The following is a 14,711-nucleotide window of genomic DNA, read 5'->3' as shown; positions in this document are numbered from 1 at the left end:
TCTTCATCCCAACGGTCAGGTCCCGAGCACGCGATGCCCACCACGCCCACGCCGCCTATGCTATCCGATGCCCTTCGCGATGCCCTCAAGCGCGCGCAGGAACAAGTCAACGCACTGGTGCTGGGCAAGGCATACGAGGTGCGGCTGGCGTTCGTGGCGCTGCTGTCCGACGGGCATCTGTTGATCGAGGATCTGCCGGGCCTGGGCAAGACCACGCTGGCGCATGCGCTGGCGGCCACGCTCGGATTGGGCTTCCAGCGCGTGCAGTTCACCTCGGATCTGTTGCCGGCCGACGTGCTGGGCGTGTCGATCTACGACGGCGCGGCGCGGCAATTCCAGTTCCATCCCGGCCCGGTGTTCACCCAGGTGCTGCTGGCCGATGAAATCAACCGTGCGCCGCCGCGCACGCAGAGCGCGCTGCTGGAAGCGATGGCCGAGCACCAGGTGACGCTGGACGGCGTGACCCATGGATTGCCGGATCCGTTCTTCGTGATCGCCACCCAGAATCCGGTGGATCTGTCGGGCACCTATCCCCTGCCCGACTCGCAGCTGGATCGTTTCCTGCTGCGGCTGGCGCTGGGCTATCCCGGCGCGGATGCCGAACGCGCGCTGCTGGCCGGCGAGGATCGGCGCGCGCTGATCGCGCAGACCCTGCCGGTGCTGAGTTCGGACGACGTGCTGGCGCTGCGCGCGGCGGTGAACCAGGTGCACGCCAGCGACGCGCTGATCGTCTACGTGCAGGCGCTGCTGGCGCGCAGCCGCCATCATCCGGGCGTGCGCGTGGGCCTGTCGCCGCGCGCGGGCATCGCGCTGCTGCGCGCGGCACGCGCGCATGCGCTGCTGCTCGGCCGCGCGCATGTGCTGCCGGAAGACATCCAGGCGCTGTTCGGCGTGGTGGCCGCGCACCGGCTGGTCGCCGAGGCGGAAGCCGATTCGACCGCCGCGCTGGCCAAGGCGATCCTGCACGCGGTGGCGGTGGACTGAGTCGATGGCGGACACGCTGCGGCAACGGTTGCGCCGGCGCCTGTCGCGGTTCGCGCGGCCGCGCCAGTCCGAGCCCCTGCCGGCCCGGCTGGACCGTCGCCGGGTGTATGTGCTGCCCACGCGTTTCGGGCTGTTCTATGCGGTGCTGGTGACCGCCATGCTGGTCGGCGCGCTCAACTACAACAACAACCCGGCGTTGCTGCTGGCGCTGTTGCTGGCCTCGGCCGGGCTGGCCAGCCTGATCGCCGCGCACCTGCAACTGTCCGGCCTGCAGCTGGACGCGGTGTCCGCCGAACCGGTGCCGGCCGGGCAACCGCTGCGGGTGCAGGTCGCGCTGTCCACGCGCGATCAGCGCGAGCGCCGCGGACTGCGGCTCTCGTGCCTGGAGATCGCCGGCGGCGTGCCGGTGATCACCGGAGACGCGGTGGTGGCGGAACTGATCGTGCCCACGACGCGCCGCGGCTGGCTGGATCCGGATCGGCTGGAGATCTGGACCACGCAACCGCTTGGCCTGGCGCGCGCCTGGGCCTGGTTCTGGCCGCGCCAGTGGCTGCTGGTGTATCCGTCGCCGGAACCGAACGGTCCTCCCCTGCCCGACTCGGAGGGTGGCGGCAGCCGCGCCCGGCGCCAGGCCAGCGGCGACGACGTGCACCATCTGCGCGCCTACCGCGCCGGGGATCCGTTGCGCGCGATTGCCTGGAAGCCCTCCGCGCGGCGCGAGCACCTGCTGGTGCGCGAGTTCGAACAGCCGGTGGGCCTGGAAGTGGATCTGGCGTGGTCGGCGCTGGCCGCGCTGCCGGGCGAACAACGCATCCGCCGGCTCGCCCACTGGGTGGATCTGGCCGAGCGCGAGGGCCGCCGCTACCGGCTCCGGTTGCCCGGCGACGTCGCGCTGGGCCCCTCGCGCGGCCCCGCGCACCGGCATGCCTGCCTGCGCGCACTGGCGTTGTTGCCGCATGGCTAAGGCCGCCACGCCCCGCGCCGGGACGCTGGACGCCGGCAGTCGCCTGTGGGCGCTGCTTGCGACCGGGCTGTGCCTGCTGGCGCTGTTGATCCAGTTGCCGGCCGGAGTGGCGGCCGGCATCGGCGCGCTGGCGGTGGCGACGACCGCGCTGTCCTGGCGGCGCGCGCTGCCCGGCCCGCTGCGGTTGCTGCTGGCACTGCTGATCATCGGCGCGGTGCTGGCGGTGATGGGCATGCGCTTCGGCCGCGACACCGGATGCGCGCTGCTGGCGGCGATGCTGGCGCTGAAGCCGGCGGAGACGGTGAGCCTGCGCGATGCGCGCAGCCTGCTGGGATTCGCGCTGTTCGCGCCGTTCTCGGCGTTCCTGCTGGACCAGGGACCGCTCACCCTGCTGCTGGCCGCGCTCGGCGTGGCGGCGGGCCTGCTGGCGCTGTCGCAACTGGCCGACGCGGAAGCCGATGCGCCGATGCCGCGCGTGTCCCTGCGCCAGCGCCTGTGGCGGGTGGGCCGGTTGCTGCTGATCGGATTGCCGCTGATGCTGGCGACGTTCTGGTTCTTCCCGCGCTTTCCTTCCCCGCTGTGGGGTGTACCCGAGCGCGCGCTGGCCCAGCCGGGATTGTCCGATCGGATGTCGCCGGGCGGCTGGCTGGACCTGATGGCCGACGACAACCCGGCCCTGCGCGTGCAGTTCTTCGGCGCGGTGCCGAGGCCGGAGGAGATGTACTGGCGCGGACTGGTGCTGTGGGACTACGACGGTCGCGAGTGGACGCGCTCGCCGTGGATCGCGACCTTGCCGGCGGCGCCGGCGGTGTCGGCACAGGCACCGCGCTGGGACTACGAGATGATGGTGGAACCGACCGAGCAGCGCTGGCTGGTGGCGCTGGATCTGCCGGTGTCCACCCCCGCCGATGCGCAACTGGATCGGGATCGGGCGCTGGTGGCCACGCAGCCCATGAACGGCGTCACCCGTTGGCGCGTGGCTTCGGCGCCGCCGTCGCGCTTCGACACCCGACTGCCTGCGCCATTGCGCGAACGTGCCCTGGCGTTGCCGGCCGGCCTGAATCCGCGGACCCATGCACTGGCGCAGCAGTGGCGGCGCGAAGCCGGCGGCGACGATCCGGCCATCGTGCGGCGCGCGCTGGAATGGATCCGGCGCGACTTCGGCTACACCCTGGATACGCCGCTGCCCGGACGCGACGCGGTCGACGAGTTCCTGTTCGACCAGCAGCGCGGGTACTGCGAGCATTTCAGTTCCGCGTTCACCACGCTGATGCGCGCCTCGGGCATTCCGGCGCGGGTCGTGGTGGGTTACGCCGGCGGCTATCGCAACCGTTTCGGCGACTACTGGATCGTGCGCAAGATGGATGCGCATGCCTGGAGCGAGGTGTGGCTGCCGCAGCGCGGCTGGGTGCGTGTGGACCCCACCGCCGCGGTGGCGCCGGAGCGGATCTTCGACACGCTGGAAGATCGCCTGGGCGCGGACACCGGCGCGGTGTTCCAGCGCAATCCGCTGTTCGACGCCGGCGACTGGCTGCGGCGCGGCTGGAACGATCTGGTGCTGGGTTTCGACGCCCGCCGCCAGCAGCACATGCTCAGGGCGCTGGGTCTTCCCCCGCTGGACGCCAGCCGGCTGGGCGCGTTGTTCGCGCTGGCCGCGCTGCTTGCCGTGGGTGCGATGGCCTGGTTGCTGGCCCGCGGCGAACGCGAGCGCGATCCCTTGCTGCGGGCCTGGCACGCGCTGGGCGCGCGCTACGCGCGGATCGGACTGGGCCGCCAGCCCCACGAGCCGGCGCTGGACTGGGCGCGACGGGTCGCCGCCAGCCATCCGGCCGCCGGCGCGGTGCTGGTGCCGCTCAGCCAACGTTTCGCCGAGGCGCGCTACGCTGCCGCCGTGAGCGACATTCCCGCGCTGGTTCGCGACCTGCGCCGCCATCGGCCCTGAAGGAGATTTCCATGAAACTTCGTCACCTCATGCTAGCCGGCGCCGTCGCGGCCCTCGCCGCCTGCGCCACCGCCCCGCAACCACTGCAAGGCACCTTCACCCCGGTCACGCCGCGCGATGCCGTCGCCGGCGCGCAGGTGGGTTCGCAGGTGCGCTGGGGCGGCCGCATCATCGAAACCAAGCCAGGCCAGGACAGCACCTGCTTCCAGCTGGTCTCGCGTCCGCTGAACGCCACCGGCCGGCCGATGGAATCGGCGCCGGACGCGACCGACGGCCGCTTCCTCGCCTGCCGCTCCGGCTTCTACGATCCGGCCGTGTTCGCGCCGGGCCGCGAAGTGACTTTCGTCGGCCGCATCAACAGCTACGAGAACACCCGCATCGGCGAGTACGACTACCGCCTGCCGAGGGTGGACGCCGACGTGGTCTACCTGTGGCCGGAAGTCCGCGAGGTCGAAGTGCGTCCGTCGCCGTTCTATGACCCGTTCTGGGGTCCCTACTGGGGACCGCGCTGGGGTTATTGGGGCTGGTGGTGATCGCCTCCGTGGCCTGAGGATTGGCCGGATGCAAAACGCCGCTCATCGAGCGGCGTTTTTCTTTGGTCGTGTCCCACATCACTGGACTGCCCCTTTCCTCGTCATTCCGGCGAATGACGGAATCCATTTTCCCGGGAGGGGGAACCACGCCGAGTGTCCGGGCATCGCGCGGACATGGATTCCAGCTTGCGCTGGAATGACGGCTTGCGGTGGGCACCGCGTGGAAGATCAGCGGCCGGGGACGCCGAAGTGGCCCAGCGGGGCGCCGGCCAGCAGGTGCAGATGCAGGTGGAACACGGTCTGCCCGGCGTGTTCGCGGCAGTTCATCACCACCCGGTAGCCGTCCTGGGCGAAGCCTTCGCGGCGCGCGTATTCGGCCGCCGCCAGCACCAGCTTGCCGACCAGCGCGGCCTGTTCCGGCAACAGGTCGTCCATGGTGGGAATCAGCAGCTGCTTCGGAATGAACAGCACGTGCACCGGTGCCTGCGGCGCGATGTCCTTGAAACCGAGCACCTCATCGTCTTCGTAGACGATGGTGGCGGGAATCTCGCGGCGGAGGATCTTGCCGAACAGGGTGTCGTTCTGGGTCATGGCGCGGTCCGGGATGGGGTGGGTGCAAGCATAGTGCCTGGCGGTCGACATCGATGCATTGTGGGAGCGACGTGAGTCGCGATGGCGGGTTGAACAGACGAAACCGACCAGAGCTATCGCGACTTACGTCGCTCCCACAAGACAGGGTGGAAGTGCTTCAGGGCATCTCGCTGCGCGAGCCGAAGGCGTGCGAGAGGGTGCCGCGATCCACGTATTCCAGTTCGCCACCCAGCGGCACGCCGTGGGCCAGGCGGCTGGGTTTGACGTTGTGCTGGCGGGCCAGCTGCGCGAGGTAGTGCGCGGTGGCCTCGCCTTCCACGGTGGGATTGGTGGCGATGATCAGCTCGCTGATCTCGCCCTGCTTCAGGCGTTCGCCGAGCTGTTCCAGGCCCAGTTCGCGCGGGCCGATGCCGTCCAGCGGCGACAGCCGGCCCTGCAGGATGAAGTACACCCCGCGATAGCCGGTGGCCTGCTCGATGGCGAGTCGATCGGCGGGCGATTCCACCGCGCACAGCAGGTGCCGATCGCGGCTGCCGCTGGCGCAGATCGCGCAGATCTCGCCCTCGGTGAAATCGCGGCACTGGCTGCAATGCCCGATCCGCTCCAGCGCCACGGACAAGGTCTCGGCCAGGTGCTTGCCGCCCTCGCGTTCGCGCTCCAGCAGGTGGTAGGCCATGCGCTGGGCGGTCTTCTGGCCCACGCCCGGCAGCACGCGCAGGGATTCGATCAGTTGTTCGAGCAGGGACAGGGACATGGACGTGCGAAGGAAAAGAAGCCGCCCGGCGCGGCGGGCGGCATGGCATGCATCCGTCGGAAGCGGTTCACGCGCGGCGGGCGTTCATCGAAACCCGTCGGCACGTCGTCCACCCGTGGGCTCAGAACGGCAGCTTCATGCCCGGCGGCATCGGCATGCCGGCGGTCAGCGCGCCCATGCGCGACTTGGATTCGGCGTCGATCTTGTTGGAGGCGTCGTTGAAGGCGGCGGCCACCAGATCCTCCAGCATTTCCTGGTCACCGAGCAGCGACGGATCGATGCGGACCTTGCGGCACTCCTTGGCGCCGGTGAGGGTCACGCTGACCATGCCGCCGCCGGCGTTGCCGGTGATTTCCAGCTTGGCGATCTCTTCCTGGGCGCGTTGCAGGTTTTCCTGCATCTTCTGCGCCTGCTGCATGAGTTGGGCGATGTTTCCACGCATGTGTGCTTACTCTTCGAATGGACGGATGGAATCCGGTACGACCTTCGCGCCGTGTTGCTCGATCAGGCGCTGCACGTCCGGGTGGTTCATGAAATCCTGCTCGGCGGCGATCTGCTGTTCGCCGCGTTCACGGTCGGTGCGCTGGCGCAGCGTTTCCGAGCCCGCCGGCGCGGCCTGGAACACGATCTTCGGCGCGGTGCCGTAGCGCTGGGCGATGGCGTCGCCGAGATCGCGGACGGAACGCTCCGAGCGCAGGTAGTCGAAGCCCGGATCCAGCGACAGCTGCAGCACGCCGCTGTCGTAGCCGACGAACGCCGCGTTCTCGACCAGTTGGCGGGTGGCGCCCTTCAGTTCGCTGTTGCTGGCGAAGTGCATCCATACATCGGCGTTGGTGATGCCGATGTCGGAGGAAAAGGCGAAGTCGCGATCGGCGGGATGGGCTTCCTGCTTCGGCGTCGATGTCGGGGTTGCGGCGACCGGGGCCGGTGCCGATGGTGGCGGTGCCATCGCCTGGGAAGGCGCAATCGCCGCCGGCGCGGAAGACACGGCGCGCGACGGTTCGACCGGCCACGGCGGCGTGTCGTCATCGGCGGCCGGCGCGGGCATCGGCGCGGCAGCGGGTCGCGGTGTGGCGGCGGGGGCTGCCTGGTCGGCCACCGCGCGCACGGGCGCGGTTTCCGAAGGTTTGGAAGCGGCGCTCGTCGTCGCGGCGGGCATCGACGCCGCTTGCCGCGTCGTCGGCACGGCTTCGCCCTTGCCCTCGCCCGTCGCGGGCGCCGGGCGGAACGCCAGCATGCGCAGCACGCTCATTTCGAAACCGGCGCGGGCGCTGGGCGCCAGCGGCAGATCGCGACGTCCGCCAAGCGCCATCTGGTACCACAGCTGCACCACTTCCGGCCGCAGTTGCGATGCGAATCTATCCGCATCCACGCCCTCGCCGTCCGCGCCGGCGCCGGGCACCAGTTGGCGCACCTGGATGCGATGCAGCGCTTCGGCGAGCGCTTCCAGCACGCCATCCCAGTCGGGCGAGAAATCGGCCAGCGCGGCGACCACCTGCAACAGGCGTTCGCCATCACCTTCGGCCAGCGCCTCCAGCATCGCGCCGACCTGGGTGCGATCGACCGTGCCGAGCATGGTGCGCACGCCCTCGTCGCGCAACGCGCCGCCGGCATAGGCGATGGCCTGATCCAGCAGCGACAGGCCGTCGCGCAGGCTGCCGTCGGCGGCCTTGGCGATCTGGCGGATCGCGCCGTCGTCGGCCTCGATGCCTTCGGCACCCAGGATCTTGGCGATCTGGCCGGCGATCTGCGGCTCTTCCAGCCGCTTGAGGTTGAACTGCAGGCAGCGCGACAGCACCGTCACCGGCAGCTTCTGCGGATCGGTGGTGGCGAGCAGGAACTTGACGTGTTCCGGCGGCTCTTCCAGCGTCTTCAGCAGCGCGTTGAACGCCGCCTTCGACAGCATGTGCACTTCGTCGATCAGGTAGACCTTGAACTTGCCGCGCGAGGGCATGTATTGCGCGTTCTCGATCACCTCGCGGACGTCGTCCACGCCGGTGTTGGACGCGGCGTCGATTTCCAGCAGATCGATGTAGCGGCCGGCGTCGATGTCCAGGCAGGCCGCACACTGGCCGCAGGGATCGGCACTGGTGCCCTTCTCGCAATTCAGCGACTTGGCGAAGATGCGGGCGATCGTGGTCTTGCCGACGCCGCGGGTACCGGTGAACAGGAAGGCGTGATGGACGCGGCCGGTGTCCAGCGCGTTGCTGAGCGCGCGGACCACGTGTTCCTGCCCCACCAGTTCGGCGAAGCGCTTCGGACGCCACTTGCGGGCGAGGACGAGATAGCTCATCGGTGGATTTTGCCACACCCGGTCGCGGTCAAGGCCGGAACCGATGGATACACTGCCGGCCAGGACGGACGCCGGACGCGTCCATGACAGGGATCCGCATGTTCCATCGTTTTCGGGCCGTTCCGGCCGCCTGCTGCCTGCTGTTCACCGTGTTTTCGGCCAGCGCCGCCGCGCCGGCGGTCCGCAGCGAGGTCAAGGGCCTGCATATCGCCGCCCGCGACGCGCTGCCCGCGCCACGCAAGCCGCAGGTGCTGGAGGAAGGCCATTTCTGCCGGATGCAGGTCACCGAACCGAAGACCACGGCCGGCCGCGCCGTCGCCGCGCGCGGCTGGTACGTCACCAGCGAGGTCCAGGGCGGCGGGTATACCAGCGTGGGCGCCTTCAGCCGCGGGGGCGAAGGCACCAGCGGCACCTGCTTGATCGCCGACGGCAACGTGTTCGTGTTCCGCGGCCCGGCGCTGGCGGCCATCGTGTATGGCGATCCGGCCGAGGACGAATATGTGGGCGGTCCGATTGGTGGCGTCGCCGGGACGACGTTGCCGGATCGGGTCCGGATCACCGACCGGACGCCCCCCAACCTGGCCCAGGCCGACCTCCGCTTCAGCGCGGACGCCATTGAAGTGGTGGCGGTGGCTGAACGGGAAACATTCTGCGGCAACCTGGTGATTCCCAATCTCCGTGGCATGGACATCCCGGAAACCCGAAAGGTCCTGGCCAAGGCGGGCTGGCACCCGGCTCCGCCAGCGGCGACGGACGAGGAAGACCGCTTCGACGCCGCCGCGGGTTATCGCGCCAAGGGCCTGACCGAATTCGAGACCTGCTCCGGCACCGGCTATGGCTTCTGCGCGGTGAACTATGAACGTGCCGACGGCGCGCAACTGCACGTGACCACGCTCGGCGACGAGCCGCCCACCGTCTCCGCCTACGACGTCCAGTGCGAGGCCCGGTGAACCCTCCGGATGTTTTTGCCCTGCCCGGGGAAATTCCGTAGAATGCCCGACTCCCCGCGGACCGGCCGGTCCCTGGGGACCCGGAGAGGTGTCCGAGTGGTTGAAGGAGCACGCCTGGAAAGTGTGTAAGCGTCTAAACCGCGCTTCGGGGGTTCGAATCCCCCTCTCTCCGCCAGATTGAATGACGTAGTGAAGGCTCCATGTCCGTGATGTTTCGCCGGGACTTGGAGAGGGGGTGAGAACCCCGGGTTCGACAAACCGCGCAGCGGTTTGCACGGCGAAGCCGCCCGCAGGGCGAGGTGCGCAGCGCCGAGTGAATCCCCCTCTCTCCGCCAGATTTCGAGCAATACACGGGCCGCGCGCAGCGCGGCCCTCGTCTATGGTGACCCCGTCGGTCCCTCGCGACGCTAGGTTGAAAACCCCGCCAGGGCCGGAAGGCAGCAACGGTATCGACTGATGCGGGCGCCGAGGTCAACCGGCGGGGTCATCGCCTTTTCCGACCCTGTAGCACCGAGCTTGCTCGGCGGCGGAAGGTCACCGGTACTCGGACCGTTCAAGCGGAGCAAGCTCCGCTCTACGGGGCGTGGAGATTCCTGTAGCGCCGAGCTTGCTCGGCGACGCAAGGTCACCGGTATTCGGACCGTTCAAGCGGAGCAAGCTCCGCTCTACGGGCGTGGAGATTCCTGTAGCGCCGAGCTTGCTCGGCGGCGGAAGGTCACCGGTATGCGGACCGTTCAAGCGGAGCAAGCTCCGCTCTACGGCGCGTGGAGATTCCTGTAGCGCCGAGCTTGCTCGGCGGCGGAAGGTCACCGGTATTCGGACCGTTCAAGCGGAGCAAGCTCCGCTCTACGGGGCGTGGAGATTCCTGTAGCGCCGAGCTTGCTCGACGGCAGAAGGTCACCGGTACTCGGACCGTTCAAGCGGAGCGAGCTCCGCTCTACGGGAACAGGACCACCGCGCCGGGTTCGCGGCCGGTGACCCAGTAATCGATGACCTGCCATTTCTGGGTGTCCACCACGGCGATGCGATCACCGCCACTGAGCGCGATGTAGGCGCGAGGTTTCACCGGATCGACGGTGATGCCGATCGGCAGTGCACCTCGGCCCAGGGCGGTGTCGCGGATGTCCATGCCTTCGCGCGTCAGCGGCACGCGGGTCAGCGCGAGCTTGGTGCGGGCGTCGAAGACCTGGAGTTCGGCGTTGCGGGCGTTGACCACGCAGGCATGGCGCCCATCGGAGGTGAACGCCACGCGCAACGGAAAGCCGCGGCTGGACATGCGCCGCCGCACCGCCAGCGTGTTGGGATCGTGCACGGTCACGGTGCCCTCGTCGCGATTGGCGACCCACAGTTCCAGGCCATCCGGGCGCAGGGCGATGCCTTCGGCGCCCTTGCCCGCCGGTCGCTCCAGCAGGAGCTTGCCCGCCACCAGATCGACGCGGCTGACCGTGCCGCGTCCCAGCTTGCTGACGTAGGCATGGCGACGATCCGCGCTGACGGCCAGCATGTGGCCGATGCCGTCGCCGATATCGATGGCGCGGGTCACCTTGCCTTCGTCCACGTCCACCAGCAGCAGGCTGGCGCTGCCCTCGGCGGTGACCACCACGCGCCCGGCGTCCAGGAAACGGATGCCGTGCGGCGCGCCATGGGTGCCCAGATCGATGGTGCGGGTCGGGCGGCCTGCGTGCAGGTCCAGCACCGACAGCGTACTGCCGGACACTTCGCTGCCGTAGTTGCTGACCACCGCGGTGCGGCCGTCCGGCGAGATCGCGATTTCATGCGGCGAATCGCCGGTGCGGTATTCCCCGCGCTTGCGACCGTCCTGCGCGGACAACCGCCAGACGCTGTCGGCGGACTGGTTGCTGACCAGCAGATCCGCGCACCATCCGGACAACGGCGCGCACAACGCCAACCACAACAGCAAACGTCCCTGTCCCCTGTTCCGCGTAAGCATCCTTTCCTCAATCCGTTGTTGGTGTCGGGTGCAACCAGCCGGCATCGCCGGCCACATAGCGTTCGTGCTTCCAGATCGGCACGCGCGATTTCACTTCGTCGATGATCCAGCGGCAGGCGGCGAAGGCCGCGTCGCGATGGCCGGCGTTCACTCCGACCCAGACCGCGAGGTCGCCGATGGCCAGTTCGCCGATCCGGTGCACGCAGCGCGCGTCGTGGATGGCGAACCGTTCGCAGGCTTCGGCCAGGATCCGCTCGCCTTCCTTCTCCGCCAGTTCCACATAGGCTTCATAACGCAAGCCGTTCACGGCGCGGCCATCGTTGTGGTTGCGTACCCAGCCTTCGAAGGCGGCGAACGCGCCGGCGCGCTCGTCCAGCAACGCCGAGCGCAACGGCGCCGGATCGAACGGAATGTCGCTCAGGGCAAAACGCGGCATGGCTCAGCCTCCGCTCACCGGCGGAATGAACGCGACCTCGCTGCCTTCGCGCGGTGCGTCCTCCCAACGGGCGAAATCCCCGTCCACCGCCACGCGCAGGTGGGCGACGGGCAGACGGAAGCCGTGGCGCGCCTGCAACTCGGCGTAGACGCCGCGCAGATCCGGCGCGCCGGTGATCAGGGTTTCCTCGGCCACGCCGGCGGCATCGCGCAGGCTGGCGAAGTAACGCACGATCAGCCGCCGGCTCATGCCAGCGTCCCCACGTCGCGTTTGCCGCCGCGCTTGCCGAGCAGCCGCGCCGGTCCCAGCACGATGGCGTGTGACAGCGCCTTGCACATGTCGTACACGGTCAGCGCGGCCACGGTGGCGCCGGTCAACGCCTCCATCTCCACGCCGGTGCGATGGATGGTGCGCACCGAGCAGCGGATGTCCAGGCTGCGCTCGTCATGCCAGTCGATGGCGATGCGGCAGCCGTCGATGGGCAGCGGATGGCAGAACGGAATCAGTTCGTGCGTGCGCTTGACCGCCATGGTGCCGGCGATGATGGCGGTATCGACGATGCCGCCCTTGGCGCTGCGCAGGCCATTGGCGCGCAGTTGCTGCGCGACGGCGGCCGGAAACTTCACCCGGCATTCCGCGCTCGCCTCGCGCGCGGTCGCCGGCTTGGCGGACACGTCCACCATCGCCGGGCGTCCGGCGGCGTCGAGATGCGTCAACGCGGGGGTCGGTTTCTTCATGGGTCGGCATGCGGTCCAGGCCGCACATGGTAGCGTCCGGCGCGGGCGGCGCACATCCGGGATCAGCCGCCGATCAGGTACATCTCGACCGGCCGGCCATGGCGGGCGCCGGCCTGGCCGCGCTGCTCGCTGTAGCGGTCCTCGCGCGAGCGCCACAGCGAGGCCACGTGCGTCGTCAGCTCGTGCTCGCCCCGTGCCAGCGCCGGGCGCAGGTCGGCGCCCTCGCTGGCGAACAGGCAGGTATACAGGTGGCCGTCGGCCGACACCCGCGCCCGGTGGCAGTCGCCGCAGAACGGCGCGCTGACCGAACTGACGAAACCGATTTCGCCCTGGCCGTCGTCAAAGGCGTGTCGCTCGGCCACCTCGCCGCGGTAGTTGGCCTGCACCGGATGCAGCGGCCAGCGCGCGGCGATGCGATCGCGCAGTTCCGCCGACGGCACCATCTGGTCGCGCCGCCAGCCGTTGCGGGTGCCCACGTCCATGTACTCGATGAAGCGCACCACGTGGCCGCTGCCGCGGAAGTGTTCCAGCAGCGGCAGCACCTGCCGCTCGTTGAGGCCGCGCTGGACCACGCAGTTGATCTTGAGCCGCTCGAATCCGGCCGCCACCGCCGCGTCGATGCCGGCCAGCACGTCCTGCACGCGGCCGCGGCCGCCGGACATGGCTGCGAACACGTCCGGATCCAGCGCATCCAGGCTGACGGTCAGGCGACGCAGGCCGGCCTGCTTCAATGCCGCCGCCTGCGCGCGCAGCAGCGTGCCGTTGGTGGTCAGCGCCACGTCGTCCAGGCCCGGCAGGCGGGTCAGGCGGGCGACCAGATCCGGCAGGCCCTTGCGCAGCAGCGGCTCGCCGCCGGTGAGGCGCAGCTTGGTGACGCCCAGCGAAATGAAGGCACGCACCAGCGTTTCGATCTGGTCGAAGGACAGCCGCGAGGCGGCGTCCAGCCCATAGTCGTCCGGCACCCGGTCGGCCGGCATGCAATAGCCGCAACGGAAGTTGCACGCTTCGATCACCGACAGGCGCAGGTCGCGCAACGGCCGGCCCAGGCGATCTTCCGGCGGCGGCGGGATCGCGTTCACCGCGCTTCCATCCCATCGCGCGGCGGCTTCAACGACAGCGTCTGCCCGGGTTCGGCGACCTGGTGACCACGCCCGCGCATCGCCGCGCCATCGGCGGCGCTGGCGTAGTGGTACAGCACGCAGCGCGCCAGCAACGCCGGCGGGTACTCGCGTTCCAGATCCTCGATCCCGCTGTGCGAGGGATTGCCGTGCAGCGCGCAATCGTGCGCGATCACTTCATCGGCATCGGCGAAGCGTGCCAGCATCTCCGGAATCGGCCGGGTGTCGCCGGTCCACACCAGGCTGCCGGGCAGGCGCAGGCCGAACGCGGTCTCCGGCCAGTGGTGGCGCACCGGAAATGCCTCCAGCCGCACACCCTCGTGCCAGAACGCGCCGCCGACCGGAATCAGCTGGAACGCGTCCCAGAAATTGGCGCCGCCCTCGGCCAGCACGTTGGGATACTCGCCCACGCGCTGGTGCAGCAGTGGCACCACCGGCGCGGGCACGTACAGGCGTACGCGGCCCCGGCGCGAAGGCTCGAAATAGTGGCCGACGAACAGGCGCTCGAAGCCGGCCACATGATCCAGGTGCACATGGGTCACGAACAGCGCCTGCGGCCATTCGCCATAGTGTTCGAGGAACGCGGTCAGGCCTTCGCCGCCGCAGTCGACGGTCAGCCAGGGGCGGCCGTCGCGCTCGATCGTGGCCATCGCCGACCCCAGCGCCACCGCCGTCGCACTGCCCACGCCATGGAAGCGCAGCCGCCAGTCCATCTCAGAAACCCCGTGACCAGGCCTGATCATAGGCCCGGCGCAGGCGGGCGAAGTCCTGGCGCACGTCCTCGCCGGACCGCGATCCGCGCAGCTTCAGCAACGAGCGCAGCAGGCGCGCCAGGTTCTGTTCGCGCCAGCCGGTGGCAGGAATGCGCAGGCGGCCGCGATCGAAGTCGATCAGCCAGCCCTTGCCCTGCTCGTCGAACAGGATGTTGTGGGCGTTGAGGTCGGCATGCTGGAGCCCGGCCCGGTGGAAGCGGGCAATCAGCCGGCCGGCCTCTTCCCAGGGTGCGCGCAGTTCCTGCGCGAGGGTGGCCAGCGAGGTCACCCCGGCCAGCCGCTCCATCAGCAGGGCGGCGCGGTAGAACATGCCTTCGTGGACGTATTGGGCCGCGACCGGCTGCGGCACCGGCAGGCCGCGCGCCAGCAGCGCGCGCATCAGCCGGAACTCGGCGAAACTGCGGGTCTTGTCCGGGCCCCGCCACAGGTAGCGGTCCCGGCTGGCGCGCGCGGCCAGGCCGCCGCGCAGATAGCGCCGCAGCACGCACTGGCTGGACGGCGCTTCGATGAACCAGGCCCCGCCGCGCCCGCCGTCGCCGACCGGTTGGGCGCGATCGCCCCACTTCTCCGGCACGAACCAGTCCGGATTGGCTTGCCGCAGGTGCTGGCGGTCGAACAGAATCGCACCGTATCCGCGGCCTTCGCGGAACGGCGTCAGGGATTCCGTGGCGTCGAAACTGACCAT

16 protein-coding genes, 1 tRNA gene and 2 other RNA genes are annotated in these 14,711 nt (G+C 69.7%); 8 read left to right on the top strand and 11 right to left on the bottom strand.

The features are described 5' to 3' along the window. Positions 1-33: 33 nt before the first annotated feature. Genes IB228_RS13150 through IB228_RS13135 form a run of 4 tightly spaced genes read left to right on the top strand, consistent with a single transcriptional unit; the run spans position 34 to position 4,423 of the window. Positions 34-984 (top strand): AAA family ATPase, encoded by a 951-nt coding sequence (locus IB228_RS13150; RefSeq protein ID WP_225562449.1) that lies wholly within the window; start codon positions 34-36, stop codon positions 982-984. Between the two features lie 4 nt (positions 985-988). Beyond that, entirely contained in the window at positions 989-1,948 is a 960-nt protein-coding gene (locus tag IB228_RS13145; RefSeq protein WP_192198825.1) for a DUF58 domain-containing protein, read from the top strand. Further along, complete coding sequence (locus IB228_RS13140; protein WP_192198824.1) at positions 1,941-3,890, top strand: DUF3488 and transglutaminase-like domain-containing protein; 1,950 nt, start codon at positions 1,941-1,943, stop codon at positions 3,888-3,890. The genes IB228_RS13145 and IB228_RS13140 overlap by 8 nt, the downstream gene beginning before the upstream one ends. A gap of 11 nt (positions 3,891-3,901) precedes the next feature. Further along, positions 3,902-4,423: a Slp family lipoprotein gene (locus IB228_RS13135; protein ID WP_183637658.1), complete on the top strand. Its 522-nt coding sequence runs from the start codon at positions 3,902-3,904 to the stop codon at positions 4,421-4,423. Between the two features lie 228 nt (positions 4,424-4,651). Here IB228_RS13135 and IB228_RS13130 read toward each other — a convergent pair whose 3' ends face one another. The 4 genes from IB228_RS13130 to dnaX form a co-directional block, all read right to left on the bottom strand. Continuing rightward, positions 4,652-5,014, bottom strand: a complete 363-nt coding sequence (locus IB228_RS13130; RefSeq protein ID WP_192198823.1) for a histidine triad nucleotide-binding protein — start codon at positions 5,012-5,014, stop codon at positions 4,652-4,654. Positions 5,015-5,171: 157 nt separating this feature from the next. Further along, the gene (recR, locus tag IB228_RS13125; protein ID WP_183637662.1) at positions 5,172-5,768 is read right to left on the bottom strand and encodes a recombination mediator RecR; all 597 of its coding nucleotides are present in this window, start codon (positions 5,766-5,768) and stop codon (positions 5,172-5,174) included. Between the two features lie 121 nt (positions 5,769-5,889). Then, entirely contained in the window at positions 5,890-6,210 is a 321-nt protein-coding gene (locus IB228_RS13120; RefSeq protein ID WP_141456287.1) for a YbaB/EbfC family nucleoid-associated protein, read from the bottom strand. A gap of 6 nt (positions 6,211-6,216) precedes the next feature. Continuing rightward, positions 6,217-8,061, bottom strand: coding sequence for a DNA polymerase III subunit gamma/tau (dnaX, locus tag IB228_RS13115; protein WP_192198822.1), 1,845 nt, complete (start codon positions 8,059-8,061; stop codon positions 6,217-6,219). Positions 8,062-8,159: 98 nt separating this feature from the next. Between dnaX and IB228_RS13110 the strand changes: the two genes are divergently transcribed. The 4 genes from IB228_RS13110 (at position 8,160) to ffs (ending at position 9,496) form a co-directional block, all read left to right on the top strand. Next, entirely contained in the window at positions 8,160-9,011 is an 852-nt protein-coding gene (locus IB228_RS13110) for a hypothetical protein (protein WP_192198821.1), read from the top strand. Between the two features lie 82 nt (positions 9,012-9,093). Further along, a tRNA-Ser gene (locus tag IB228_RS13105) sits at positions 9,094-9,186 on the top strand. A gap of 40 nt (positions 9,187-9,226) precedes the next feature. Next, a non-coding RNA gene (locus tag IB228_RS13100) (RtT sRNA) lies at positions 9,227-9,346 on the top strand. Between the two features lie 53 nt (positions 9,347-9,399). Beyond that, an RNA gene (ffs, locus tag IB228_RS13095) (signal recognition particle sRNA small type) lies at positions 9,400-9,496 on the top strand. Between the two features lie 452 nt (positions 9,497-9,948). Here ffs and IB228_RS13090 read toward each other — a convergent pair. The 7 genes from IB228_RS13090 to IB228_RS13060 form a co-directional block, all read right to left on the bottom strand. Beyond that, a complete protein-coding gene (locus tag IB228_RS13090) occupies positions 9,949-10,932 on the bottom strand; it encodes a YncE family protein (RefSeq protein WP_192198820.1) in 984 nt (327 codons plus the stop codon). A 37-nt stretch (positions 10,933-10,969) separates the two neighbouring features. After that, the gene (locus IB228_RS13085; protein ID WP_192198819.1) at positions 10,970-11,398 is read right to left on the bottom strand and encodes a molybdenum cofactor biosynthesis protein MoaE; all 429 of its coding nucleotides are present in this window, start codon (positions 11,396-11,398) and stop codon (positions 10,970-10,972) included. A gap of 3 nt (positions 11,399-11,401) precedes the next feature. Further along, complete coding sequence (locus IB228_RS13080; protein WP_183637679.1) at positions 11,402-11,647, bottom strand: MoaD/ThiS family protein; 246 nt, start codon at positions 11,645-11,647, stop codon at positions 11,402-11,404. Continuing rightward, positions 11,644-12,135, bottom strand: a complete 492-nt coding sequence (gene moaC / locus IB228_RS13075) for a cyclic pyranopterin monophosphate synthase MoaC (RefSeq protein WP_192198818.1) — start codon at positions 12,133-12,135, stop codon at positions 11,644-11,646. The genes IB228_RS13080 and moaC overlap by 4 nt, the downstream gene beginning before the upstream one ends. A gap of 62 nt (positions 12,136-12,197) precedes the next feature. Beyond that, on the bottom strand, positions 12,198-13,214 hold the full coding sequence (gene moaA, locus IB228_RS13070) for a GTP 3',8-cyclase MoaA (protein ID WP_343227079.1): 1,017 nt from the start codon (positions 13,212-13,214) through the stop codon (positions 12,198-12,200). Beyond that, complete coding sequence (locus IB228_RS13065; protein ID WP_192198817.1) at positions 13,211-13,966, bottom strand: MBL fold metallo-hydrolase; 756 nt, start codon at positions 13,964-13,966, stop codon at positions 13,211-13,213. Before IB228_RS13065 ends, moaA begins: the two co-directional genes overlap by 4 nt. A gap of 1 nt (position 13,967) precedes the next feature. Further along, positions 13,968-14,711: a 3-deoxy-D-manno-octulosonic acid kinase gene (locus tag IB228_RS13060; RefSeq protein WP_183637687.1), complete on the bottom strand. Its 744-nt coding sequence runs from the start codon at positions 14,709-14,711 to the stop codon at positions 13,968-13,970.

Source organism: Pseudoxanthomonas sp. PXM04, from assembly GCF_014851695.1.
GTDB lineage: Bacteria > Pseudomonadota > Gammaproteobacteria > Xanthomonadales > Xanthomonadaceae > Pseudoxanthomonas_A > Pseudoxanthomonas_A beigongshangi.
Note: the sequence above shows the minus strand (reverse complement) of the source record. Positions and strands in the feature narration are given on the sequence as shown.

Coding starts and splice junctions, on each gene's coding strand:
- IB228_RS13065 (WP_192198817.1), bottom strand. CDS start 13,966: ATGGACTGGCGGCTGCGCTTCCATGGCGTGGGCAGTGCGACGGCGGTG.
- recR (WP_183637662.1), bottom strand. CDS start 5,768: ATGTCCCTGTCCCTGCTCGAACAACTGATCGAATCCCTGCGCGTGCTG.
- IB228_RS13135 (WP_183637658.1), top strand. CDS start 3,902: ATGAAACTTCGTCACCTCATGCTAGCCGGCGCCGTCGCGGCCCTCGCC.
- IB228_RS13150 (WP_225562449.1), top strand. CDS start 34: ATGCCCACCACGCCCACGCCGCCTATGCTATCCGATGCCCTTCGCGAT.
- IB228_RS13145 (WP_192198825.1), top strand. CDS start 989: ATGGCGGACACGCTGCGGCAACGGTTGCGCCGGCGCCTGTCGCGGTTC.
- IB228_RS13085 (WP_192198819.1), bottom strand. CDS start 11,398: ATGCCGCGTTTTGCCCTGAGCGACATTCCGTTCGATCCGGCGCCGTTG.
- dnaX (WP_192198822.1), bottom strand. CDS start 8,061: ATGAGCTATCTCGTCCTCGCCCGCAAGTGGCGTCCGAAGCGCTTCGCC.
- moaC (WP_192198818.1), bottom strand. CDS start 12,135: ATGAAGAAACCGACCCCCGCGTTGACGCATCTCGACGCCGCCGGACGC.
- IB228_RS13080 (WP_183637679.1), bottom strand. CDS start 11,647: ATGAGCCGGCGGCTGATCGTGCGTTACTTCGCCAGCCTGCGCGATGCC.
- IB228_RS13120 (WP_141456287.1), bottom strand. CDS start 6,210: ATGCGTGGAAACATCGCCCAACTCATGCAGCAGGCGCAGAAGATGCAG.
- IB228_RS13140 (WP_192198824.1), top strand. CDS start 1,941: ATGGCTAAGGCCGCCACGCCCCGCGCCGGGACGCTGGACGCCGGCAGT.
- IB228_RS13110 (WP_192198821.1), top strand. CDS start 8,160: ATGTTCCATCGTTTTCGGGCCGTTCCGGCCGCCTGCTGCCTGCTGTTC.
- IB228_RS13060 (WP_183637687.1), bottom strand. CDS start 14,711: ATGGTCAGTTTCGACGCCACGGAATCCCTGACGCCGTTCCGCGAAGGC.
- IB228_RS13130 (WP_192198823.1), bottom strand. CDS start 5,014: ATGACCCAGAACGACACCCTGTTCGGCAAGATCCTCCGCCGCGAGATT.